Here is a 22,257-nt window from a genome sequence, read left to right as displayed (position 1 = left end):
CATTTGCGCACGAGCATTATCTTGAATTATGAAAATACGTCGTGTTGTACATAATTCAATCGGGGCGGACAAAAGCGTGTATGACTGAATAGTCTCGCTCGCTTGTTAAGCGATATTTAATTCAAGGAGCGGGGGCAGGGATTTTTTGGATGGCTGACTTTGAGCATTCGCGGAGTGCTCCTGTGACAAATTGCTCGACAAGAAGTGCGCATGCCTCGTCATTTAGATGACCATCATCCAGCCAGCCCGGTAGGTAATTGAGAAACTGTATAATGGCCTGCACAGCCACCGAGCTTGTGTCTTTGGCCAGAAAAGTTGCGTTGAATGCTGTAGTAATAAAGGCGCTTTCATATAATTTGCGCTTGTTGACGATCCGTTGCTGCTGAGCGTCATCTAGATAAACAAAGCCATGTAGCGCTAGTCGAAAGTGCTGCGGGCGCCGTCGGTGCAAGCGCAGATGTGCAACGATTAGACTCGACAGAGAACGAACTTTGTCAACTCCTTGACGCGCAGGTTTAACAAGCAGATAGAGCTCTTCATAAATTTCCTCGATTAGATCGAATAACAACGCTTGCTTGCTAGGGAAGTGGTTGTACAGTGAGCCCGGAGCAAGGCCCACATGGCGAGCCAATTCCCGCATGCTAACTTGGCCGAATCCCTTGTTAACGAAAAGCTCTAAAGCTTGAGCACGTATAGTTTCGTACCCCCTATAAGCTTCAGCTGTAAACATGAAAACCTCGTCCCGATTTTTTGCCTAAGAAGCCCGCAGCGACAAACTCCCTAAGTAAAGGTGCGGCACGGTATTTCGGGTCACCAAAACCAGTTTGCAAGCTTTCCAGAATGGCCAGCACGGTATCCAATCCAATCAGATCGGCCAATGCCAAAGGCCCGATCGGCTGATTGCACCCCAATCGCATGCTGGCATCGATTGCTTGAGCATCGCCATTTTCCTGAAGGACGAAGATGGCTTCGTTGATCATCGGAATGAGGATTCGATTAACTATGAATCCCGGGCGATTTTGAGTATGGATCGCGGTTTTTCCTAGCTGTTCGACCAATGCCTGGGCGATGAAACAGGTCGTGTCGCTGGTTTGCAAACCACGGATTAGCTCCACCAACCCCATGACGGGCACCGGGTTGAAGAAATGAATACCCATGAAGCGTTCCGGGCGGTTGATGCTGGTTGCCAGTTCTGTGATCGACAGCGATGAGGTGTTGCTTGCGATCAGACAGTCCGGGCGAACGTGGGTGGCGATCTGTTGTAGGATTGAGCACTTGAGGGCAAAGTTTTCCGTGGCTGCCTCAATCACCATATCCCTATCGTTCAGATCGGTGTGATGAGTCGAGGTGCGGATGCGTTGTAGCGTGTCGGTGGCTTGCTGACAGGTGAGGGTCCCTTTGCCCACTTGCCGGTCCAAATTCTTCTGCATTGCGTGCAGGCCTCGCTCCAGTGCCTGTTCGCTGATATCGATGAGCAATAGGTCGTGGCCGGCTGCCGCGCACGTCTGGGCGATTCCGCTGCCCATCGTACCGGCGCCGATCACCGCAATCTGACGTAGGGTCATGTATATATCCTAGATTCAGCGTTTGGGAAAATGTTGGCTAGTCGCGTTTTGCACCGATCATCACAAACAGTGCTCGGGCGACTTGATCGCTTTTGTTACGCCATGCGTGACGGGTTCCACGCTGGATGACAACGTCGCCGGGCCGGATCAGTTTTTGTTCTCCATTGTCCAGCTCCAGCCAGAGTTCACCCTGGAGCAGAATGCCGTAGTCGATGGTCGGGGTCGTGTGCATGCCCGGATGGTCCGGTTCAAAGCATTCGAACAAGCCGGGCAGGGCACCGCCCAATTCCTCGATCATCTGTCCGACATCCGTCGGGTTCTGCATCACGGTGTCCGGCGGAAAATCATAGATTGCCAGGCTGGTTTCGCCCGGCCCGGGCACCAGGGAGGGGTGCCCCAGGGTGGGGTCCTGCTGTGCGACGGACGTTCCGGCCGTTGATCCGGTGGACCACAGGTGCGCCATGGCATGGCCGGGAATGGATTCAAAGGAGCACGCGCGTGGAGCAGCGTCATCGCTGATAAATACGGATTGGCCTGCGGCATCCAGGCCCGTGACGACTCTTCGGATTTTCATAGCATTCCCCTGGAAGTGTGGGCGGGCATTACAGTGCCCGCCGTTGTGGTGAACGGGTTTCGTTAATGTCAGGGGCAGATGACGTAATTGCTGAAGCCGCCATGTCGATTTTCGATACCGGTAATCGCGTCGTTCACTTTTTCCAGGCTGAAAGCGGTGTTTTCAAAGAATGAAAGATCCAGCGTGCCAGATTCCACCATGTCCGCCATGGCTTGTCCTTGCCCAGCGGTGAACCAGGCCGAACCGCTGATCTGGATGTCGTTGTCCATGATCCAGTGCAGATCGATCGGGACGTCACCGGCGATGGCACCGATGTTGACCAGATGCCCGCCGCGGTGGATGGACTTGAGGGCTTGGGTCAGGGTCTCGTGTGGCGCACCTGGACCCAGAGCATCGATCACCACATCAACGCCTTCACCATTGGTGATTTCACTGACCCACTCGTTGGTCGGCAGCGTGCCCAAGGTGTGGATTTCAATCCGACCTGGCGCGGCGAGGTCTTTCACCCGCTGGAAGAGCTCCTGGTTGCGGGCCGTGCCGAGAATCTTACGCACGCCCATCGCCAGCGCCAGTGCCACTGCGCCCAAGCCGAGCGTGCCACTGATGCCATTGATCAGCAGGGTGGTGCCAGGCCCGACATTGGCCTTGAGCATTGCCTTGTAGGCGGTACCCAGGTAGCCCAGTCGCGCGGCCGTCTCGAAGCTGAGGTTATCGGGCAGTTTCACCAGACTGTATTGCGGCGCAGGGATGTACTCGCAAAGGCCACCGTAGGGATAGTCTTCGAACATGCGCGGGCTTTTTGGTGTGAAGCCGAAATAGCCATTGAAGGTGTACGCCGTGCAGGCGATGGTATTGCCCGCACGACAAGACCGGCAGGAACCGCAGTGGCGGCCTGGATTGACGTAGACCCGGTCACCAACCTTGAAGTCGTAGACCTGTTCGCCAACTGCCTCGATGACTCCCGTTGGGTCAAGGCCGAAGGTCGCCGGCAGTTTCGGCAGAGGATTTTGGGGGAACCATTTAACCCAGTTGGTCAGGATGTTATGGAGGTTGGGGACGATTCCGCAGGCCTTGATCTTGACGAGCACTTCAGTTGGACGAATGCCCGGTACGGGCAACTGCTCGATGACCATGGGTTTGCCGCCTTCATACAGGCGTGCGGCGCGCATCGTTTTTGCAGTCATGATGTTCTCCGATACTCATATTATTTTTGTCGTGGTACGTAATCCGTGGAGCGACACTTCAAAACCCTGGCATCAACGTAACCCGTCTTCGCCCTTCACTTCGGCAGCACTCAGGCCGCCCAGCCGCGCATGAATCCTGCCGCCGGTGGCCATGGCCAGGCCAAAAGCGATTTCGCCACGGCGAGGACCATCCCACACGGTCATTTCCGCCACACCAAAATGACTGCGGACATAAGCTGCCTGGATATGTCCCAGCGGAATCATCACCCGGCAACCAGGGCCACCGATAGTCTTGCCCGCTGGAACGATTGCCTTGGGGTTGCCCAATGCTTCACGCATCGCCCAACCCCCGGCTTCGTGCCAGACCGCACCGTGCTCCAGTTCGCCGTCTTCACCAACAATTGCGCCCTTGCCATAAGCCTGCACTTGCGAGGCACCGCCCAGCGCCTGGATCAATTGCTCCGACAGTTGTGCGCCTAATCCCCTGAGCTCCTGCATGAAGGGCAGCAGGTCTTCTTCATATCTGCCGGCGTAGGGATTGGCGACCACAGCGGTAGCGACCGCGATGCGCAATGGTGTTGATATACGGGGGCCTCCCTCGTGGAATATTTCTTCGATGTCCAGTTTGATCTTACGAACCATCACCAGCGACATGCTTGCCTCCAGAACCAGGAGCCTCATGGGGCTCATTATTTTTTTTCGCGACCTTTTGCATTATGCATTTAATGATGTATGGTGCAAGAAATTAGTTTTTGTGCACAAAAAATAGGAGAGGAACATGAAGCTGATTTCGTACCGCAAAGAAGGGAAGGCCCATTTTGGCGCCGTGTCAGGTGATGGGGTGGTCGAGCTGACCCGTCGTTTTGCGCAAGTTCCGGATCTTGCCTCGTTTCTGGCCAATCGATTGCTGGTACAGGAGGCACGCAAGATCGTCGAGACCGCCCAGGCCGATTATCCGTTTTCCAGCATTCAACTGGAGGCTGTCATACCTAATCCCGGCAAGGTGATCTGTGTGGGCATCAACTATGTGGCTCATGCCGAAGAGGCCGGCCGGAAGGTCGGGGAATTTCCAGTGATATTCCAGCGATTTGCCGAAACGCTATTGCCCCACGGCGAACCACTGGTCAGGCCCAAAGTTTCAGAGCAGTTCGACTTCGAAGCTGAGTTGGCCGTTGTCATTGGTAAAGGTGGCGCGCACATCGATCCGGCCGATGCAATGGACCATGTGGCGGGTTACACCTGCTTTAACGATGCCAGCGTGCGGGATTGGCAGTTCCATACGCACCAGTACGGCATGGGCAAGACATTCAGAAAAACTGGCGCACTGGGCCCCTGGATCATTCCCGCGTCGGAAATTTCCGATTACCGTACGCTGGTGGTACGGGGCATTCTTAACGGTGAGCAACTGCAGGAAGGCAGCCTCTCGGAGCTGGCTTTCGACATTCCACATTTGATCTCCTACGTGTCCAAGGCGCTGCCATGGAACCCTGGCGACATTCTGGCAACCGGTACGCCGAGCGGGATCGGTTTCAAGCGCAAACCGCCGATTTTCTTGAAGCCGGGTGATGTGTTCGAAGTGGTCATCACTGAAATCGGGACCCTATCGAACGGCGTCATTGACGAAGCCTGAGCGTTGTCCTCTACACAATCATAAGAAACTGGAGGTTCCACATGCCCGCCTTACCTACTATCAATTTCACCCATTCCGGCGTGTTCTGCTCAGACTTGGATCGGATGGTCGACTTCTATTGTCGCGTCCTGGGTTTCATCGTCAGCGACAAAGGCGTGGCCTCGACAGGGCATCGTCTTTTCTTCATGACGCAGAATCCAGAGCTGCATCATCAGGTCGTGCTGTTTGACGGGAAGCCTGTTGATCTGCCGTTCAACCCGATCAATCAACTGTCGTTCCTGCTCAATTCGTTGGATGACCTGAAGGCGTACTATCAATTCGCCAAAAAAAGCGGCATTGAGGGCATCGCCCAAGTGGACCACGGGAATGCCTGGTCGATTTATTTCAAGGACCCTGAAGGCAACCCCGTCGAGATGTATGTCGATACACCGTTCTATACCGCTCAGCCGTGCAAGGAACCTCTGGATCTCGAGCTACCGACCGAGGTCATTCTGGCCCAGACCGAGGCAATGTGCAGGCGCCGTCCAGAGTTCCAGACGCGCGCGCAATGGATGGACTCCATTCGCACGAAGATTGAGGAGCAGCGGGTCCGAATCGTCTGATCGTTCCATCCGGTAAAGACGATATCTGGTTGATGAACAGACGTTGTGATTGGCATCAACCAGCACTCGCAATCGACAACTACAAGAAGCGGAGTAGACGATGGACTACGATGTCATCATTGTTGGAATGGGACCGGTGGGCGCCTTGTGCGCCAATCTGGCCGGTCTGTGGGGGCTCAATGCCCTGGTGGTGGAGAAGTCCGAAACGGTCTATGCCAACCCTCGGGCCATGGGCTTTGACCATGAAGTGATGCGAGTCTTCGGCAATATCGGCCTGGCTGACAGCATTGCCGAACATGTCATGCCGTACCGTCCCTCGGAGTACCGTACGACCGGTTCTCAGTTGATCAAGCGCATTGACGCTGCCCAACCGCCTTTTCCGCTGGGCTGGGCGCCGAACTATGTGTTTTCCCAGCCGCCGGTGGAGCGTGCACTTCGCGAAAAAATTGCCAGTTTCAAATCGGTAACCGTTGAGCTGGGCTCTGAGGTGCTGTCGGTCGACTCCGCCGAGTCCCAGGCGAATGTGCGTATCCAGGCGAAGGACGGGACTGAGCGCACGGTCACGGCGGCCCATGTGCTGGCCTGCGATGGCGGCACCAGCCCGATCCGCACCCGCTTGGGGTTGAAGATGGACGACCTTGCGTTCGACGAGCCGTGGCTGGTGGTCGATGTGATCCTCAACGAAGGGGCGGGGGAGGACCTACCGAAGACCAACGTCCAGTTCTGCGAATTGGCCAGGCCGTGCACCTTTGTCGTCGGCCCCGGGCGACATCGTCGCTGGGAGTTCATGATCAATCCGGATGAGCAGCCGTCGGAAATCTCAAAACCTGAAATGATCAAGAAGCTGATTTCCCGCTGGTTGCCGGAGCAGGACTATCAGTTATGGCGGGCTTCGGCGTACCGATTCCATGCATTGATCTTGGAGCAGTGGAAAGCGGACCGGGTGTTCTTTCTCGGGGACGCGGCCCACATGACGCCGCCATTCCTGGCACAAGGCATGTGCCAGGGGATCCGCGATGCCTTGAACCTGGTCTGGAAAATCGCCCTGGTGAAAGAAGGGTTGGCGGCTCCGGAGTTCCTGGAGACCTATCAGATCGAGCGTATCCCTCATGTGCGCCAGACCACTCTGGCGGCCAAGGAGTTCGGCGGAGTGATCTGCGAGCGCGACAGCGAAAGAGCCGCGAACCGGGATGCACGGTTGATCGAACATATGAAGGAGAACCCGGGCGGGACCATCCGGCAATCGTTGATCCCCGGTCTGTCCCAGGGGTTTATCGCGCAAGTGTCGCCGGCCGGTGAGCTGTTTCCCCAGCCAATGGTGATCGACCATGTCGGCAAGCGGGCCCTGCTCGATGAGTTTACCGGCCAGGTGTTTCGTGTGGTCGTTGCCCCCGGCTTCGATGCCACTGCGTTGTTGAGATGTCTGCGCAGCAGCCAGTCGCTCAAAGGCTTGCCTATTCACGTCGTGCGGTTGGTCAACCCTGAGCAATCAGGCGCTCGCGCTGCCGATGAGTATCAGGAAGTCGATGGGCTGTTGGCGCAATGGCTGGAACAGCGAGGGTGCAATGTGGTGATCGTGCGGCCTGATCACTACGTGTATGGCGGGGCAGTCACGGTGGCCTGGGCGATGGAGTTGCTCGAGGGCATGGAGCTTGCGCTGTGGTGCAAGCCGCCGCAGAAACCCACGTCGGCTCAAGGTGGTGTTTGCGATAAGACGATCAGGTTCGAACAGGCTTAAAGCCTGAAGTGCAACACGCCCTTCGCCTGGTGCTGTCCACGAAAACAGTGCCAGGCGAAGGGCTTTATTACGTACGGCTTATTGAAGTGTGGCTTGTCGGCGTTCTATGGCTTCGACGATCCGGCCCAGGGTTTCCTGGATGTGATTGCGCAGTAAGGTGACGGCTTTCTCAGTATCGCGAGCCAGCGCCGCTTCCATCAACTTCTGATGCTCGTTGCCCTTATGCCGCTGGGTGATCCGCTGCCGGGCGGAAAAGCGCCGGTAGCGTTCAGCTCGATCAAACAACGAGTCGATCATCTTCAGCAACAACGGTGATGGGCACGCCGCGAACAGGGCGAAGTGAAAGGACTTGTGTCGGGTCGACCATTCATCATCGAGCACCAGCACACCGCTTCCGAGTTTTTTCTCCACCAGATTCAGGCGATGAAATGCCCCGAGCACATCGGCTTCCCAGGCGTCGTCGCCATGCTGAATGGCATCGGCCAACGCCTCGCATTCCAGCAGACAACGCATGCGCGTGATGTCGCGAAAATCGGTGACGGAAATGGGGGCAACCCTGAAGCCTTTGTTATCGCTGGCTTCGACCACGCCATCCTGGGTCAGACGATTGAGCGCTTCACGAATCGGCGAGCTGCTGAGTCCGTAGGTCTTGGACAACTCTGCGACCTTGAGCTTTTCGCCGGGGGGCAGCTCACAACAGACGATCGCTTTTTTCATCTTCGTCAACGCGACATCAATCAGCGGAACGCTGGGAGAGGGAATCATGGTCGGAGTCGTCCTGAAATTTGCACCAAACGCATTTTATGCGCAAAACAAAGTTTAGTGCAAAGACTGATTGAGCGCCTGCTGTCGATGGGGTTCTGCCGGGTCTTTCGGCCCTCTGTCGACTTTCCCTTCCTTTTCTCAACCCCCAAATGCGCGATGCTCGCCTGAATCCGCTTGACTTTGAATTTGCGCAAGGATAGGTTTTGTGCATAAAGTAGTTTTGAGTGCAGTAAATATATTTTTACGCATTATAGCGATGCCAGCGGTATTCGCGGCCAAGGCTGCGAGTGGATGACCTTTTACAAAAACAAGAAAACAGGAACATCTCCATGAAAACAGCCAACCAGCGGTTCTGCCCGTTGCCGGTCTCCAGCCTTGCCTGCGCAGTCAGCGCTACGGTACTGCTGGGTCTTTCAACCCAGGCGCAAGCCTTCCAGATCGACACCGATAATCCGGACCTTTCGGCGACCTGGGATAACACCATCAAATACAGCAACGCCTGGCGCGTGAACAAGCTCGACCACAAGGTTGCGGTAGGCCCTGGGACCTCCAACAGCAATCCCAACCTGGACGACGGCGATCGAAATTTCGATCGCGGGCTGATTTCCAATCGTCTGGACATCCTTTCCGAATTCGACATCAAGTACAAAGACGTCGGTGCACGCCTCAGCGCGGCGTCCTGGTACGACAACGTCTACAGCCAGGACAATGACAACGATTCACCGGGCACCGCCAACTCGGTGAGTGTCGACCACGATGAATTCACCAGCGACACCCGCCGTATCCATGGCCAACGGACTGAAATCCTCGACGCGTTTATCTATGGTTCGACGGAAATCGGCACGACCTCGTTGTCCGGGCGGCTCGGGCAGTTCACCCAGATTTACGGTGAAAGCCTGTTCTTCGGCGCCAACGGCATTGCCAACGCCCAGTCCACCGTGGACCTGGTGAAGCTTCAATCAGTCCCCGGTTCCCAATTCAAAGAAATCCTGATGCCCACCAAGCAGGTGTCTGGCAACTGGCAACTGAACGACACCGTGAGCGTGGGGGCTTACTACCAATTCGAATGGAACAAGACCCGTCTGCCCGCCGCAGGTAGCTACTTCAGCGGGGCGGACTTTGTGGGTGAAGGCGGGGAGCGGGTGTTCTTCCCCACGGGTGAGTTGCGTCATGGCAAAGACAAGGAGGCGAGGGACTCCGGGCAGTTCGGCGCACAATTGAAATTCGCGGTGGAGGACTGGGAGTTCGGGCTCTACGCCGCGAAGTATCACGAAAAAACACCGGTGTTCTACTTCCGCCCGGCCGCGCTGGTGCCGGGGGCCGACGACTCGTTTATCAACGTCTATCCCGAGGACGTGAAGGTCTTCGGTGCCAGCTTCAGTACGCTGGTGGGCGAGGCCAATATTGCCGGTGAAACATCGATCAGGCTCGATACGCCCCTGGCGGGTGTCGGCGGCACCATCATCACTGGCATGGACGCCGACAACGATTCCAACCCCGCGTATCCCATTGGTCGGTCGTGGCATGCCCAGGTATCGATGATCAATGTCTACGGCGGATCCGCGTTGTGGGACGGCGCTTCCCTGGTGGGTGAACTGGCGTTCAACCGACGGCTGAGCGTGACCAAGAACGCCGATCAACTGGACCCCAACACCACGCGCGATGCGTTCGCCATGCGCTTCACGTTTGAACCGCAATATTTCCAGGTTTTTCCTGGCATCGACGTCCAAGCGCCGATCACCCTTGGCTATAACCCGTCCGGGCGTTCTTCCGTCACGCCCCAGGCATTTGGCCCGGAACATGGCGGCGACCTGACCCTGGGTCTCAAGGCCGATTACAAGAAGCAGTGGTACGCCTCGCTGAGCTACACCAACTTCTTTGGTGAGGCCGGGCCCGTCATTAATTCAGCCAATTCGTTCACCTATCAGCAAAACATGAAAGACCGGGATTTCGTGGCGTTTTCGATCCAGCGAACCTTTTAAGCAAAGAACAGGCGGGCCCTGATAATGATAAAAATTAAACTGCTATTGCTGTCCACTCTGTCGATCTCACTGTCTGTCGGTACCGCGCTGGCAGCGGTCAGCCCTGACGAGGCGGCGAAGCTCAAGACCACGCTGACACCCATGGGGGCCGAAAAAGCCGGCAACGCCGATGGCTCCATTCCGGCCTGGACCGGTGGCTTGACCAAGGATGTCGCCGGGGCCAAGTTCGGCGATGTACCCGCCGATCCGTTCCCCGGCGAAAAACCGCTGTTGCAGATCAACGCCAAGAACGCTGCGCAGTACGCCGACAAGTTGAGTGAAGGAACCAAAGCCCTGTTGGCCAAATTCCCCGACACCTTCCACCTTGATGTCTACCCGACTCACCGCAGCGCTGCGGCGCCGGACAGCGTCTATCAAAACACCTTCGCCAATGCCACCAATTGCAAGACCACCAGCAATGGTTTGTCAGTAGAGGGGTGCTACGGCGGAATCCCGTTCCCGATTCCGAAAAACGGCAATGAGGTCATCTGGAATTTCCTGCTGCGGGTTGAAGCCGAATCCATACAGATGGGCTATTCCAACATCATCGGCAACGCCGACGGGACTCGGACGCTGGCCAGCCGGGGCGTGGAGAACTGGCAGTACCCGTACTACTACAAGGACGGTGCCGCAGATAAATGGTCCGGGCAGTATGCGCTGCTGCGGTTCTTGACCAGCGAGCCGCCGTTCAAGGCTGGGGAATCACTGGTGACCCATGACAGCATCAACGCTCAGCAGCCGCGAGAGGCCTGGCAGTATCTGGTCGGCCAACGCCGTGTGCGGCGGGCGCCTACCGTGGGTTATGACACCCCGGACTTCGTCGCTTCGGGCGCCAACTATTTCGATGAGGTGCACGGCTTCATTGGTCATCCGGATCGCTACGACTGGAAACTGGTGGGCAAGAAAGAACTGTACATCCCTTATAACGACAACAAGTTCCACGCTGAAAAACGCGACGATGCCTTTACCGCCAACCACCTCAATGCCGACAAAGTGCGCTGGGAACTACACCGTGTCTGGGAGCTGGAAGCCACAGTAGCGCCGGGCAAACGCCATGCCGTGCCCAAGCGCCGATTCTTTATCGACGAAGACAGCTGGACCATCTCGCTGGTGGATGGCTACGACGCCGAGGGCAAACTCTGGCGTGTCTCCCAGGTGCTGCCATTCGTGGTGCCAGCCATCCCAGCGGTGGTAGTCAAACCCGTGGTGATCTACAACTTGCAGGCCAAGACCTACAGCGTCGTCCAGGGCCTGAACGGGGAAACCTACAGCGTGATACCGCGCAAACCCGAGAATTTTTTCACCGGTACCGCGGTGGCATCCGGGTCGGTGCGCTGAGCCTCGCAGCAACTTTTCAAACTTGTGTTCCATGGACGCGGTGTCACTGGCGCGGCGTCCGCTGAACCGCATCATCGAGGCTCGCCAATGAGAATTCAAAGTCCCAGGGTTTCATACCAACATCCGTTCAAGGCGTTGATGCTAAGTGTGTCAATCATAACGGCGCTCACCGGCGTAGCTGCGGCACAGCCCGACGGACTGTCGGTGCAGCCATCAATCACAAGCGCCATGGCAGCTAAGTCGGTCATGCTGAGTGTCGCGAGGGCAGGTCAACGCCTTGTGGCGGTTGGCGAAAGAGGGTTCATTGTTGTCTCTGAGGATAACGGTGGTAGCTGGAGGCAAGTCAGGTCCCCTGTCAGTATGACCCTTGTCAAAGTTCGCTTTCTCGACGACCTCGAAGGTTGGGCAGTCGGACACGCTGGGGTGGTCCTGCACAGCCGGGATGGCGGACTGAACTGGGACAAGCAGTTGGATGGCGTTCTGGCCGCTGATATCGAATTGCAAGAAGCCAAGCAAGTCGCTGAAGCTGCCCGAGACGCAGAAAAAGCGCAAGAGCGTTTAGCTCAAGCACAGCAACTCGTGGACGATGGCCCCGACAAACCTTTTCTCGATCTACTCTTCGTGGACGCCAGAAACGGGATAGTCGTTGGTGCTTATGGCTTGGCTTTTGTTACTCACGACGGCGGGCTCACCTGGCAATCGATGCGCTCCCGTATTGATAACCCAAGCGGATTGCATCTCTACAGCATCGAACGGGTGGGAACGGATCTGTTCATTGCTGGCGAGCAGGGCACGCTGTTGCGTTCCAGTGACGAAGGCAAGACCTTCGAGTCACTGGCGTCACCTTATGAAGGCACGACTTTCGGACTTCAATCTACCAACGCCGGATCAATTCTAGCGTTTGGGCTGCGCGGTAAAGCTTTCGAGTCCAAGGACCGCGGTGATACCTGGCAGCGTCTCGACACCTTGCAGCCGGTCACGTTGACTAGCGGTCTGCGTCTTGAGGATGGCTCCGTGCTCCTTGCTGATGAGTCGGGGAGAGTGCTGCGCTTTCAGCAGGGCGGTACTAAAGCCTCTGTCCTGAAGATCACTCAACCGAGTTATTTCACAGGTATGGCGCAGGCCGCAAACGGTAGCCTGATCATCAGCAGCGCACGGGGCATGCTGTCGTCCGCAGATGCAGTGGAATCGCCGGAGCAGATCAATGAATAGCTATACACGCTCTGCAGAGCACGAAACCGCCCCTAAGCCGGATGTATTCGACCCATCCTCCGGCACTCTGGTTGAACGGCTTTTGTTCAATCATCGCAGTGTCATCCTAGGCATTTGCGTGTTACTCAGCCTGGTACTGGGCTACCAGGCACTGAGTTTGAAGCTCAATGCTGCCTTCGAAAAAATGATCCCAACGGATCACCCTTATGTGCAGAACTATCTGAAGAATCGAGGCCAACTGGGCGAGGGGGGCAACACTCTACGTATCGCGATCGAGGCAAAGCAGGGCAGCATCTTCGATGCCTCGTACCTTGAGACGGTCAAGAAAATCAATGACGAGGTATTTCTGTTACCTGGCGTAGATCGCTCATACATGAAGTCGCTGTGGACGCCCGCGACCCGTTGGATCGGCGTGACGGAGGAGGGCTTCGACGGCGGTCCGGTAATACCTGACAATTACGATGGGTCAGCCGATAGCCTGGAGCAGATTCGACAGAACGTCGAACGCTCGGGAGAGGTTGGCCGCCTGGTCGCTGCCAACTTCAAGTCCAGCATCGTGCTATTGCCCCTTCAGGAAACTGCATCCGACGACGGTCAGCCGCTCGATTACAACACCCTTTCAAGTCAGCTTGAACAGATCCGGGCAAAGTACGAAACCGAAAACATCAAGATCCACATCACCGGCTTCGCCAAGGTGGTGGGTGACCTGATCGACGGCATGCGTCAGATGCAGATGTTCTTTGCCGCCACTTTGATCATCTGCGGCATCGTGTTGTATTGGTACACCCGCTGCGTGCGCAGCACCTTGTTGGTGCTGCTGTGCTCGATCATCGCTGTGGTTTGGTTGCTCGGCTTGCTGCCTACTCTGGGGTTTGATCTTGACCCGTACTCAATCCTCGTTCCGTTTCTGGTATTTGCCATAGGCTTGAGCCATGGCGCGCAGAAGATGAACGGGATCATGCAGGACATCGGACGTGGCGCCGACAAACTGGTGGCAGCACGCTTCACCTTTCGCCGTCTGTTTTTGACCGGGTTGATGGCGCTGGTGGCGGATGCCGTGGGTTTCGCGGTTCTGATGATCATCAAGATTCCGGTAATCCAGGACCTGGCCGTTGCCGCGACGATCGGCGTGCTGACGTTGATTTTCACCAACCTGATTCTGTTGCCGATCCTGTTGTCGTACACCGGTGTCAGCAAGGCGGCAGCGTTGCGTGAAGCGGCTAACGACAAGTTCTCGCAGCTAGACGCTCACCACGCCCGACATCCATTTTGGGCGTTTCTGGATCTATTCACCGAGCGCAAATGGGCGAGCGGTGCAATCATTATCGCCGTGATGCTGGGGGCCGCCGGGTTTGCCGTCAGCCTGCACGTGAAGATCGGTGACCTGAATCCTGGAGCACCGGAGCTGCGTCCCGAATCGCGCTACAACACCGACAATCGCTTTATGGTCAGTAACTTTTCCGCCAGCAGCGATAAGTACGTCGTGATGGTAAAAACCCCCCAATACTATTGCGCCAATTACCAAACATTGGTGTCGGTCGACGCGCTGGAAGCGCAGCTTCAGCAGTTGCCTGGGGTGGTATCGACGACTTCTTTAGCCGCGCTGAGTAAGCAGGCTGCAGCGGGTATGAATGAAGGCAGCATGACCTGGTATGAGATACCGCGTAATCAAGGGCTATTGAACGCGATCATCACACGTGCACCACGTGAACTTTTTAACCAGAATTGCGATTTGCTCACGGTTTATGTCTACCTTACGGACCATAAGGCGGACACGCTCACCAGTGTGGTGCAGACCGTCGAGCAGTTCGCGGCGACTCATAACACTGATCAGATCCAGTTCTTGAATGCGGCAGGAAATGCCGGGATCGAAGCAGCCACGAACATCGTCGTGAAGCGTTCGAATGTACAGATGCTCTTCATGGTCTATGCAGCCGTTATCGCTCTGTGTTTTATCACTTTCAGATCCTGGCGAGCTGTCGTATGCACAGTGTTGCCGCTGATGCTGACATCTATTTTGTGCGAAGCCTTGATGGTGGGGCTCAACATCGGCGTGAAGGTCGCGACGCTGCCCGTGATTGCGCTGGGGGTTGGCATCGGGGTGGATTATGCGCTGTACATCCTTAGCGTGACCCTGACCAACCTGCGTAATGGTTCAAGCCTGTCCGATGCTTACTATCTGGCCCTGCTCTCGACAGGGAAAGTGGTGGTGGTGACGGGGATTACCTTGGGTATTGCCGTACTGACCTGGGTGTTGTCTCCCATTAAGTTCCAAGCAGATATGGGCATCCTGCTCGGCTTCATGTTCATCTGGAACATGGTGGGTGCATTGATACTGGTGCCGGCGCTCGCTCATTTCCTCCTCAAGCCAAAACCGCAGATTGTGAGTATTTGAATGACCGCGACGATAAATATCCTCGGCCTGTCAGGCAGCCTGCGTCAGCAGTCGGCCCATACGGCGATCCTCAACACAGTAGCGGAACGATTGACCGGGCAGGTTCGATTGACGTTCCATGGATTGGAAAGCATCCCTCCGTACAACGAAGATTACGACGGCGTCCATGCTCCGCAGGCGGTTAGCGACCTGCGTGCAGCCGTGGCGGCCGCCGATGGGGTATTGATCGGCTCGCCGGAATACAACCACGGTATGTCGGGTGTTTTGAAGAATGCGCTGGACTGGTTGTCCCGGCCCCATGGCAAGTCTGTCCTGACTGGACTCCCAGTGTTGGGTTTCACGGCATCGCCTGCGTTTACTGGAGGAGTTCGAGCCCATCAACAACTCAACGAAACCCTCTGGGCGGTCAGGGCTGCCTTGGTGGTTTATCCCCAGATCGTCATTGGCGACGTACACCGTAAAATAGAACATGGAAGGTTGGCGGATGGAGCCGCCCGAACTTTTTTGCTGGATGGTATCGGAGCGTTGATTGAGCAGATCAACCAAGCGACAAAAGAAAAAATCGACGGGGATAATCCGAGGCGCTAAATGATCAAATTCGCTGCAAATTTATCGTTGCTCTTCACTGAATTCCCCTTCGAAGATCGGTTTAATGCGGCGCGCGACGCTGGTTTTGAGGCCGTTGAGTTCAGTTTTCCGCAAGGCATCTCAGCCGTCACCGTCGCAAAATACTTACATCGCAACGGTCTCCAGCAGGTTTTGGCAACCGTTCCCTTGCGACGCGACAGCAAGGGCTTAGCTGCGCTAGCCGGCCAAACACGCGAGTTTAAGAATGATTTTCTTCGGGGGTTGGACTATGCCATAGCGGGTAATAGTCAGCTCCTGCACGTATTAAGCGGAATTGTCGATAACGCGAGCTATGAGACATCATGCCGTAAATTTGAAGAAAATATGAGTTGGGCAATTGAAGAAGCGGGTCGCTATAAAATCAAACTGGTTATCGAAGCCATCAATCAAGTTTCGGTGGCTGATTATTTTATCCGCTCGTTGCCTGACGCCATTCGATGGACGGAACGATTGGATGGGCTTGGACTAATTTTGGACATTTATCACGCGTCTATGGAGGAACTTGACCCAATGGATTGCACCGCGCGCTATCTTGACCAGGCTGATCATTTTCAAATTGCTGGATTTCCAGGACGGCATGAACCTAATGTGGGGAGCCTCAACGCGCGAGCAATTTTAGATTTTCTCAGCGCTCATTCATATCAGGGCTGGGTTGGATGTGAGTATAAGCCTATTGGGGTAACGGCTGACGGTATGGGATGGCTTGATTGCTATCGAGGTGATTAGGTGCAATATATTGCTTAACTAGAAATATTATTTCGACGTTTGGCAAAGGGACTTAGGGTGACCAGTGGAGGGCGACTGGATAGTTCAGTCACCCTCTGAAAGGTGAGGCACCCAATGTCGGTCTAGCTTTAATACCTTCCCGCTCAATTCACTTCAGACATTGCGCACCGGCCCTGGCCACTTGCGCATCCTGCTCAGCCTTGACCCCCGACACACCGACCGCACCGATCACCTGGTCGTCGACGATGACCGGCACGCCGCCCTCAAGGGAGGTCAGCAAGGGGGCTGACAAAAAGGCGTGGCGCCCGCCATTGACCATCTCCTCGTAGCCTTTGGACTCACGCCGACCCAGGGCCGAAGTGCGTGCCTTTTCGGTGGCGATGTAGGCGCCAATTGGTGCGCAACCGTCGAGGCGTTCGAGGGCCAATGGATGGCCTCCGTCATCGACAATCACGATGGTGACGGCCCATTGATTGTGTTGGGCTTCGGTACGTGCGGCAGCGAGAATTTTGCTGACTTCGGTCTGGCTCAGTACGGCTTTGCTTTTCATGGGAATTCTCCAGTGCTCGTTTAAGGCAACGCGGCTTCGATCAGTTCGATCCAGTGCCTGACAGGGGTTCGACCTGCACCGTTGAGGTGGGTCTGGCAGCCGATATTGGCGGTGACAATGACGTCGGGGTGATCGCTTTCCAGCGCATTGAGTTTGTTATCGCGCAATTGTCTGGACAGTTCGGGTTGGGTCAGCGAATAAGTGCCCGCCGAGCCGCAGCACAGGTGGCTATCGGGAACAGAGGTCAGGTTGAATCCCAGGTTTGTCAGAATGGCTTCGACTGCACCCCCGAGTTTTTGCGCGTGCTGCAAAGTGCAGGGGCAGTGGAACGCCAGGCGTTGGTCGCTGTGTACACCGAGCTTATCCAACGGCTCGCCGCGCAATACTTCCACCAGATCCTTGGCGAGGGCACTGACCCTTTTTGCCTTGTCGGCATACACCGGGTCGGTGCGGAGCAGGTGGCCATACTCCTTGATGAAGGCACCGCAGCCGCTGGCGGTTTGCACGATTGCCTCGGCACCGCTTTCAATGCTTGGCCACCACGCATCGATGTTGCGGCGGGCCCGCTCAAGGCCGGCGGCCTGAGCGTCCAAGTGATAGTCCACCGCGCCGCAACATCCGGCCTCGCGGTTTGTGGTGACGCTGATCCCCAGTCGATCCAGCACGCGTGCGGCGGCCGCGTTGGTATTGGGCGACAGACTCGGTTGCACGCAGCCCTCGAGCATGAGCATTTGTCGGGTATGACGAGTGGTCGGTCGTGGCTTTGCCGGATACACGGTGCGAGGCAATTTGACTTGCAGCGAGTTTGGCAACAATGCGCGGAAAACCTGGGCACTGTTAACCAGCCCTTTGAATAGCGCCGGATTGGGCAGCACGCCGCGCAAACCCTCGCGCATCAGTCGTTGGCCGAGAGGGCGCGCCACTGCCGCATCGACCACCGCCCGGCCTATGTCCAGCAAGTTGTGATAGTCGACACCAGAAGGGCAAGTGGTTTCGCAGTTGCGGCAAGATAGGCAGCGATCCAGGTGTTCCTGTGTCTTGCGGGTCACCTCGTTGCCTTCAAGCACCTGCTTGATCAGGTAGATGCGCCCCCTGGGGCCATCCAGTTCATCACCCAGCAGTTGATAGGTCGGGCAGGTGGCATTGCAGAAACCGCAGTGCACGCAACTGCGCAGAATGCTTTCGGCTTCTTTGGCGCGAGGCAGTTGGCGGGCGTCTTCGCTCAAGGTTGTCTGCATGATTCAAAGCTCCGCGTACAAGCGACCGGGGTTGAAGATGCCCCGTGGATCGAGTTGTTGTTTCAAGTTCCGGTGGTAGCGCATCAGTGCGTCGGGCAGCGGTTGGAATGGGCTGTCGATCAGACCATGGTTGTAGCAGGTCGCGTGCCCGCCGACTTTTTCGACGAACGAGCGGATGAACATCGCTTCGGCGTCGGATTTGAGCCAGCGCTGGGCGCCGCCCCAATCGATCAGTTGAGCACCCGGCAGGGACAGTCGGGGCGTGTTATGCGGCAAGGACAGGCGCCAAAGGGGCTGATCCCCATCGAAGAAACTCAACCGATGTTCGTTCAGATCTTGCCAATAGGAAGAGTCCAGCCACTCGCCACCTAAACGATCATGTGCCGCCGCCACCGAACCTTCGCCTCCTTCCAGGCGCAGGTGCAGACGCTCCCCGTCGTGGCAGGCCGCGCTGATCGGCAGCGGCTGCTGGCCCCATTCCGCGAGGCGAAGCAAGGCGCGCTCGCTGTCCATTTCAAGGCTGATGCTTAAGCACTGACGTGGTTTCGGAAGGACTTTGAGTGAAACCTCGGTGATCACACCAAGTGCGCCGAAACTGCCGGCCATCAACCGTGAAAGGTCATAGCCCGCTACGTTCTTCATCACCTCGCCACCGAAGCGCAAATGTTTGCCGTGCCCGGTGATGACCCGTGTGCCGAGGACAAAGTCGCGTACCGACCCCGACCAAGGCCGCCGCGGCCCCGATAACCCGCAAGCGATCATCCCGCCGACCGTGGCATCTTTGCTGAAGGAGGGCGCTTCGCAGGGCAGCATTTGTTGTGCATTGTCCAATACGTTCATTAGCTCTGACAGCGGCGTACCGCAGCGGGCGGTGATCACCAACTCAGTCGGGTCATAGCTGACGATGCCACGGTGGGAGCGCGTGTCGAGCACTTCACCCGCCGCGATACGTCCAAGAAACACCTTGCTGTTGGAACCCTGGATGCGCAGCGCAGTGGCATTCTGCAACGCTTGATTGACCTGCTCCAGCAGCGCGCCACTGTCATCGATATCGTGTTCGCTGCGCATCAAAAACGCTCCAGATCGGGGAAGGGCATCTGACCCATGTGAACGTGCATGGCGCCAAACTCGGCGCAGCGGTGCAGGGTGGGAATGTTCTTGCCGGGGTTGAGCAAACCGCTCGGATCAAACGCTGCTTTGACGGCATGGAACATGGTCAACTCATCGCTGTTGAACTGTGCGCACATCTGATTGATCTTCTCCCGGCCGACACCATGTTCGCCAGTAATGCTGCCGCCGACTTTCACGCACAATTCGAGGATCTTGCCGCCCAGTGCTTCGGCGCGATCGAGTTCCCCCGGTTGATTGGCATCGAACAGAATCAGCGGATGCATATTGCCGTCACCTGCATGGAAAACGTTGGCCACTCGCAGGCCGTATTCGGCCGACAACGCCGCAATTGCGCGCAGTACGCCAGGTAATTCTCGGCGCGGGATCGTCCCATCCATGCAGTAATAATCCGGAGAGAGGCGGCCCACCGCCGGAAACGCATTCTTGCGCCCGGCCCAAAAACGTATGCGTTCCGCTTCATCCCGAGCCTGGCGCACTTCGGTGGCGCCGGCTTGTTCCAGCACCTGGCGCACGCGATTGCTGTCATCATGAACGTCGGCTTCTACACCATCGAGTTCACACAACAAAATGGCTTCTGCGTCCACTGGGTAGCCGGCGTGGATGAAGTCTTCGGCGGCGCGAATGGCCAAGTTGTCCATCATCTCCAGGCCGCCCGGGATGATGCCTGCGGCAATGATGTCACCGACCGCCCGACCGGCCTTTTCGACAGAGTCGAAAGCCGCCAGCAGCACTCTGGCGGTTTGCGGTTTGGGCAGTAGTTTGACCGTGACCTCAGTGATCACTCCGAGCATGCCTTCGGAACCGGTGAACAGTGCGAGCAAGTCAAAGCCCGGTGAGTCGAGCGCGTCGGATCCCAGGCTCAAGTGTTCACCGTCAACGGTGAGGATGTCGACCCTGAGCAGGTTGTGGACGGTCAGGCCGTACTTCAGGCAATGCACGCCACCGGCGTTTTCTGCCACGTTACCGCCGATGGAACAGGCGATCTGGGACGAAGGGTCTGGCGCGTAGTACAAGCCAAACGGCGCGGCAGCCTGGGAAATCGCCAGGTTACGCACGCCCGGTTGAACCTGTGCGGTACGGGCGGCGGGGTCGATGTGCAGGATGTTGTTGAAGCGCGCCATCACCAGCAGCACGCCTTTTTCCAACGGCAGCGCACCGCCGGACAAACCAGTACCTGCACCGCGGGCGACGACGGGTACCTTGCGTTCATGGCAGAGACGAAGCACGCCCTGGACCTCGTCTAGGTGACGTGGCAGCACCACCAGCATGGGCGTGGTGCGATAGGCGGAGAGCCCGTCGCATTCGTACGGTTTAAGCTCTTCGCGCTGATGCAGGATTTCAAGGTTTGGAAGCTGAGCTTGCAGGGCCTGTAGCAACGCACTTTTGTCAACGTCAGGCAGGACGCCGTCGACGCGTTCATCGTAGAGAATGTTCATAGACGGTGGGCGAGACTCGGTTGTTTTTATTAGAAGCCTGTTCTGATACTGCTGACTTGCATCATTGGTGTGAGACGCTTTACTGTCTACGTGTTGTAGGTCTGGTCGAACCAGTTTTTTAATCTTGCTTCCTTCTTTTTTTTGGAAAAAGATTTTAAAAACATCGGCTTATTATCCTGTCAAGGCAAGCGCAAGATTTGCGCTGAAGCTGGTCATACCAGTTGGATAATCAATGAATAGCGTAGAAGCGAGCCGTAATTTGCAAGTCGCCGATGTGGTGTGTGAGCGCATCGAGCGCCTGATCGTAGACGGCGTGCTCAGGACCGGGCAACTGTTGCCTTCGGAGCGTCGACTGACGGAAAAACTCGGTGTTTCCCGTACCGCCCTTCGAGAGGGGCTGAAGTTGTTGCGCGCTCGCGGGATTATCAAGACCGAGCAAGGCAAGGGATCATTCGTGGCGGACCTGTCGGGGCATGGATTGGCGTCACCGCTGATGTACTTGTTCAGCTCGCAGCCACGTACGCTCTATGATCTATTCGAGGTACGTAGCCTGCTCGAGGGCGAGTCAGCGCGTTTGGCGGCCTTGCGCGGAACCGAGGCTGATTTCGTCCTCATCACCCGTAGCTACGATGCGTTGCTCGATGCCCACAGTCGTTCGCTGGAGGCGAGTGAACATGCCCGGCTCGATCATGCATTTCACCTGGCAATTTGCGAGGCTTCGCATAATCCGGTGCTGGTGCAAACCTTGCGTTCGCTGACAGATTTGCTGCTCAACTCGGTGTTTACCTCGGTCAACAACCTCTACCACCGCGAACCGCAAAAGCGTCAGATCGACCGTCAACATGCGCGGCTCTACAACGCCGTCACCGGCCGCTTGCCTGAACAGGCGCGAAAGGCGGCTATCGCTCACATTCAGAGCATCTGCGAGAACCTCAGGGAAATCGAAAGCGAGGAACAACGCTTGGTTCGGGCGACGTTGCGACTTGAGGGGTGGGCATGATGCATCTTCGCTTTAGCCAAGGTGGAACACGAAGCGTGGCCTAATATGGAAGTGCCTCAGCATTACAGACAGATTCGAGTTCGTATTGTGGTTGGCCTCCCCCGTCGCCAGGCAAGGCGTCTCACAAATTCCGTGCCTGTAGATACGTTGCATTACTCAGCGAATTAACACTGAGTACGATCTTTTGTTTTGGTGAACAACTTCTGTTAACGGCCCGTCCATAAACGCGCGGATGTCATAGATGAGCGCGGCGCGAGGAACTGATTTTATCGAGCATCATTTTTTGGATCCTCAAGAATCAGGATGGCGCGAAAGTCGTTGACGTTGGTGCGGGTCGGCTCGGTGACGATCAACGCATCCAGCGCGGCGAAGTAGCCGTAGCCGTTGTTGTTATCCAGCTCGTCGCTGGCGCACAGGCCCAGCTCGGCGGCGCGGCGATAGCTGTCCGGGGTCATGATTGCTCCGGCGTTGTCCTCGGAACCGTCGATGCCATCGGTGTCGCCGGCCAGCGCGTGGATGCCGGGA

Annotated in this window: 21 protein-coding genes; 10 read left to right on the top strand and 11 right to left on the bottom strand. The window is 56.7% G+C overall.

Annotated features, from left to right (window positions below):
• Nucleotides 1–121 precede the first annotated feature (121 nt).
• The 5 genes from Q7C33_RS27290 to Q7C33_RS27270 form a co-directional block, all read right to left on the bottom strand.
• Nucleotides 122–730 carry a TetR/AcrR family transcriptional regulator gene (locus Q7C33_RS27290; protein ID WP_046061940.1) on the bottom strand — a complete coding sequence of 203 codons (609 nt, stop codon included), beginning with the start codon at nucleotides 728–730 and terminating at the stop codon, nucleotides 122–124.
• Entirely contained in the window at nucleotides 717–1,565 is an 849-nt protein-coding gene (locus tag Q7C33_RS27285) for a 3-hydroxyacyl-CoA dehydrogenase NAD-binding domain-containing protein (RefSeq protein ID WP_046061939.1), read from the bottom strand. The genes Q7C33_RS27290 and Q7C33_RS27285 overlap by 14 nt, the downstream gene beginning before the upstream one ends.
• Nucleotides 1,566–1,602: 37 nt before the next feature.
• Complete coding sequence (locus Q7C33_RS27280) at nucleotides 1,603–2,139, bottom strand: cupin domain-containing protein (protein ID WP_046061938.1); 537 nt, start codon at nucleotides 2,137–2,139, stop codon at nucleotides 1,603–1,605.
• A gap of 68 nt (nucleotides 2,140–2,207) precedes the next feature.
• A complete protein-coding gene (locus Q7C33_RS27275) occupies nucleotides 2,208–3,323 on the bottom strand; it encodes an alcohol dehydrogenase catalytic domain-containing protein (protein WP_046061937.1) in 1,116 nt (371 codons plus the stop codon).
• A 72-nt stretch (nucleotides 3,324–3,395) separates the two neighbouring features.
• Nucleotides 3,396–3,977, bottom strand: coding sequence for an amino acid synthesis family protein (locus tag Q7C33_RS27270; RefSeq protein WP_046061936.1), 582 nt, complete (start codon nucleotides 3,975–3,977; stop codon nucleotides 3,396–3,398).
• A 124-nt stretch (nucleotides 3,978–4,101) separates the two neighbouring features.
• Here Q7C33_RS27270 and Q7C33_RS27265 point away from each other — a divergent pair, with 124 nt between their 5' ends.
• The 3 genes from Q7C33_RS27265 (at nucleotide 4,102) to Q7C33_RS27255 (ending at nucleotide 7,293) form a co-directional block, all read left to right on the top strand.
• Nucleotides 4,102–4,953, top strand: coding sequence for a fumarylacetoacetate hydrolase family protein (locus Q7C33_RS27265; RefSeq protein ID WP_046061935.1), 852 nt, complete (start codon nucleotides 4,102–4,104; stop codon nucleotides 4,951–4,953).
• 41 nt (nucleotides 4,954–4,994) lie between these two features.
• Nucleotides 4,995–5,555, top strand: a complete 561-nt coding sequence (locus Q7C33_RS27260) for a VOC family protein (RefSeq protein WP_046061934.1) — start codon at nucleotides 4,995–4,997, stop codon at nucleotides 5,553–5,555.
• Nucleotides 5,556–5,655: 100 nt separating this feature from the next.
• Nucleotides 5,656–7,293: a bifunctional 3-(3-hydroxy-phenyl)propionate/3-hydroxycinnamic acid hydroxylase gene (locus Q7C33_RS27255; RefSeq protein ID WP_310360427.1), complete on the top strand. Its 1,638-nt coding sequence runs from the start codon at nucleotides 5,656–5,658 to the stop codon at nucleotides 7,291–7,293.
• A 78-nt stretch (nucleotides 7,294–7,371) separates the two neighbouring features.
• On the opposite strand, the gene Q7C33_RS27250 is transcribed toward Q7C33_RS27255, so the two are convergent.
• Entirely contained in the window at nucleotides 7,372–8,058 is a 687-nt protein-coding gene (locus Q7C33_RS27250) for a GntR family transcriptional regulator (RefSeq protein WP_046061932.1), read from the bottom strand.
• Nucleotides 8,059–8,387: 329 nt separating this feature from the next.
• Between Q7C33_RS27250 and Q7C33_RS27245 the strand changes: the two genes are divergently transcribed.
• The 6 genes from Q7C33_RS27245 (at nucleotide 8,388) to Q7C33_RS27220 (ending at nucleotide 16,377) form a co-directional block, all read left to right on the top strand.
• Nucleotides 8,388–10,040: a DUF1302 domain-containing protein gene (locus Q7C33_RS27245; protein ID WP_046061931.1), complete on the top strand. Its 1,653-nt coding sequence runs from the start codon at nucleotides 8,388–8,390 to the stop codon at nucleotides 10,038–10,040.
• Nucleotides 10,041–10,064: 24 nt separating this feature from the next.
• Nucleotides 10,065–11,417 (top strand): DUF1329 domain-containing protein, encoded by a 1,353-nt coding sequence (locus Q7C33_RS27240; protein ID WP_407684469.1) that lies wholly within the window; start codon nucleotides 10,065–10,067, stop codon nucleotides 11,415–11,417.
• Nucleotides 11,418–11,504: 87 nt separating this feature from the next.
• Nucleotides 11,505–12,629: a WD40/YVTN/BNR-like repeat-containing protein gene (locus Q7C33_RS27235; RefSeq protein WP_407684468.1), complete on the top strand. Its 1,125-nt coding sequence runs from the start codon at nucleotides 11,505–11,507 to the stop codon at nucleotides 12,627–12,629.
• A complete protein-coding gene (locus Q7C33_RS27230; RefSeq protein ID WP_407684467.1) occupies nucleotides 12,622–15,024 on the top strand; it encodes an efflux RND transporter permease subunit in 2,403 nt (800 codons plus the stop codon). The genes Q7C33_RS27235 and Q7C33_RS27230 overlap by 8 nt, the downstream gene beginning before the upstream one ends.
• Nucleotides 15,025–15,612 carry an NADPH-dependent FMN reductase gene (locus tag Q7C33_RS27225; RefSeq protein WP_310360414.1) on the top strand — a complete coding sequence of 196 codons (588 nt, stop codon included), beginning with the start codon at nucleotides 15,025–15,027 and terminating at the stop codon, nucleotides 15,610–15,612.
• Nucleotides 15,613–16,377, top strand: coding sequence for a hydroxypyruvate isomerase family protein (locus tag Q7C33_RS27220; protein WP_407684466.1), 765 nt, complete (start codon nucleotides 15,613–15,615; stop codon nucleotides 16,375–16,377).
• 148 nt (nucleotides 16,378–16,525) lie between these two features.
• On the opposite strand, the gene Q7C33_RS27215 is transcribed toward Q7C33_RS27220, so the two are convergent.
• Genes Q7C33_RS27215 through glcD form a run of 4 tightly spaced genes read right to left on the bottom strand, consistent with a single transcriptional unit; the run spans nucleotide 16,526 to nucleotide 20,732 of the window.
• Nucleotides 16,526–16,927, bottom strand: a complete 402-nt coding sequence (locus Q7C33_RS27215) for a heme-binding protein (protein WP_046061925.1) — start codon at nucleotides 16,925–16,927, stop codon at nucleotides 16,526–16,528.
• Between the two features lie 20 nt (nucleotides 16,928–16,947).
• Nucleotides 16,948–18,165: a glycolate oxidase subunit GlcF gene (gene glcF, locus Q7C33_RS27210; protein ID WP_310360408.1), complete on the bottom strand. Its 1,218-nt coding sequence runs from the start codon at nucleotides 18,163–18,165 to the stop codon at nucleotides 16,948–16,950.
• Between the two features lie 3 nt (nucleotides 18,166–18,168).
• The gene (gene glcE / locus Q7C33_RS27205; RefSeq protein WP_310360403.1) at nucleotides 18,169–19,233 is read right to left on the bottom strand and encodes a glycolate oxidase subunit GlcE; all 1,065 of its coding nucleotides are present in this window, start codon (nucleotides 19,231–19,233) and stop codon (nucleotides 18,169–18,171) included.
• Entirely contained in the window at nucleotides 19,233–20,732 is a 1,500-nt protein-coding gene (glcD, locus tag Q7C33_RS27200) for a glycolate oxidase subunit GlcD (RefSeq protein WP_407684465.1), read from the bottom strand. The genes glcE and glcD overlap by 1 nt, the downstream gene beginning before the upstream one ends.
• A gap of 232 nt (nucleotides 20,733–20,964) precedes the next feature.
• On the opposite strand from glcD, the gene glcC reads away from it, so the two are divergent.
• Nucleotides 20,965–21,732, top strand: coding sequence for a transcriptional regulator GlcC (gene glcC, locus Q7C33_RS27195; RefSeq protein ID WP_310360398.1), 768 nt, complete (start codon nucleotides 20,965–20,967; stop codon nucleotides 21,730–21,732).
• Between the two features lie 266 nt (nucleotides 21,733–21,998).
• Here the strand turns inward: glcC and Q7C33_RS27190 are convergent.
• A partial coding sequence (locus Q7C33_RS27190; protein ID WP_407684464.1) for an MOFRL family protein occupies nucleotides 21,999–22,257 on the bottom strand: 259 nt, incomplete at its 5' end.

Origin of the sequence: Pseudomonas sp. BP11-1-1 (assembly GCF_052112105.1) — a bacterium.
In the GTDB taxonomy this organism is placed as follows: domain Bacteria; phylum Pseudomonadota; class Gammaproteobacteria; order Pseudomonadales; family Pseudomonadaceae; genus Aquipseudomonas; species Aquipseudomonas alvandae.
The sequence above is the reverse complement of the archived record's forward strand: the minus strand, read 5'-3'. Positions and strand labels throughout refer to the sequence as shown.

Excerpts from the sequence above, each read along its gene's own strand:
- Q7C33_RS27255 (WP_310360427.1), top strand. The coding sequence starts at position 5,656 with ATGGACTACGATGTCATCATTGTTGGAATGGGACCGGTGGGCGCCTTG.
- Q7C33_RS27260 (WP_046061934.1), top strand. The coding sequence starts at position 4,995 with ATGCCCGCCTTACCTACTATCAATTTCACCCATTCCGGCGTGTTCTGC.
- Q7C33_RS27215 (WP_046061925.1), bottom strand. The coding sequence starts at position 16,927 with ATGAAAAGCAAAGCCGTACTGAGCCAGACCGAAGTCAGCAAAATTCTC.
- Q7C33_RS27275 (WP_046061937.1), bottom strand. The coding sequence starts at position 3,323 with ATGACTGCAAAAACGATGCGCGCCGCACGCCTGTATGAAGGCGGCAAA.
- Q7C33_RS27270 (WP_046061936.1), bottom strand. The coding sequence starts at position 3,977 with ATGTCGCTGGTGATGGTTCGTAAGATCAAACTGGACATCGAAGAAATA.
- Q7C33_RS27225 (WP_310360414.1), top strand. The coding sequence starts at position 15,025 with ATGACCGCGACGATAAATATCCTCGGCCTGTCAGGCAGCCTGCGTCAG.
- glcF (WP_310360408.1), bottom strand. The coding sequence starts at position 18,165 with ATGCAGACAACCTTGAGCGAAGACGCCCGCCAACTGCCTCGCGCCAAA.
- Q7C33_RS27220 (WP_407684466.1), top strand. The coding sequence starts at position 15,613 with ATGATCAAATTCGCTGCAAATTTATCGTTGCTCTTCACTGAATTCCCC.
- Q7C33_RS27285 (WP_046061939.1), bottom strand. The coding sequence starts at position 1,565 with ATGACCCTACGTCAGATTGCGGTGATCGGCGCCGGTACGATGGGCAGC.
- Q7C33_RS27235 (WP_407684468.1), top strand. The coding sequence starts at position 11,505 with ATGAGAATTCAAAGTCCCAGGGTTTCATACCAACATCCGTTCAAGGCG.
- Q7C33_RS27250 (WP_046061932.1), bottom strand. The coding sequence starts at position 8,058 with ATGATTCCCTCTCCCAGCGTTCCGCTGATTGATGTCGCGTTGACGAAG.
- glcC (WP_310360398.1), top strand. The coding sequence starts at position 20,965 with ATGAATAGCGTAGAAGCGAGCCGTAATTTGCAAGTCGCCGATGTGGTG.
- Q7C33_RS27280 (WP_046061938.1), bottom strand. The coding sequence starts at position 2,139 with ATGAAAATCCGAAGAGTCGTCACGGGCCTGGATGCCGCAGGCCAATCC.
- Q7C33_RS27265 (WP_046061935.1), top strand. The coding sequence starts at position 4,102 with ATGAAGCTGATTTCGTACCGCAAAGAAGGGAAGGCCCATTTTGGCGCC.
- Q7C33_RS27240 (WP_407684469.1), top strand. The coding sequence starts at position 10,065 with ATGATAAAAATTAAACTGCTATTGCTGTCCACTCTGTCGATCTCACTG.
- Q7C33_RS27290 (WP_046061940.1), bottom strand. The coding sequence starts at position 730 with ATGTTTACAGCTGAAGCTTATAGGGGGTACGAAACTATACGTGCTCAA.
- glcD (WP_407684465.1), bottom strand. The coding sequence starts at position 20,732 with ATGAACATTCTCTACGATGAACGCGTCGACGGCGTCCTGCCTGACGTT.
- Q7C33_RS27230 (WP_407684467.1), top strand. The coding sequence starts at position 12,622 with ATGAATAGCTATACACGCTCTGCAGAGCACGAAACCGCCCCTAAGCCG.
- glcE (WP_310360403.1), bottom strand. The coding sequence starts at position 19,233 with ATGCGCAGCGAACACGATATCGATGACAGTGGCGCGCTGCTGGAGCAG.
- Q7C33_RS27245 (WP_046061931.1), top strand. The coding sequence starts at position 8,388 with ATGAAAACAGCCAACCAGCGGTTCTGCCCGTTGCCGGTCTCCAGCCTT.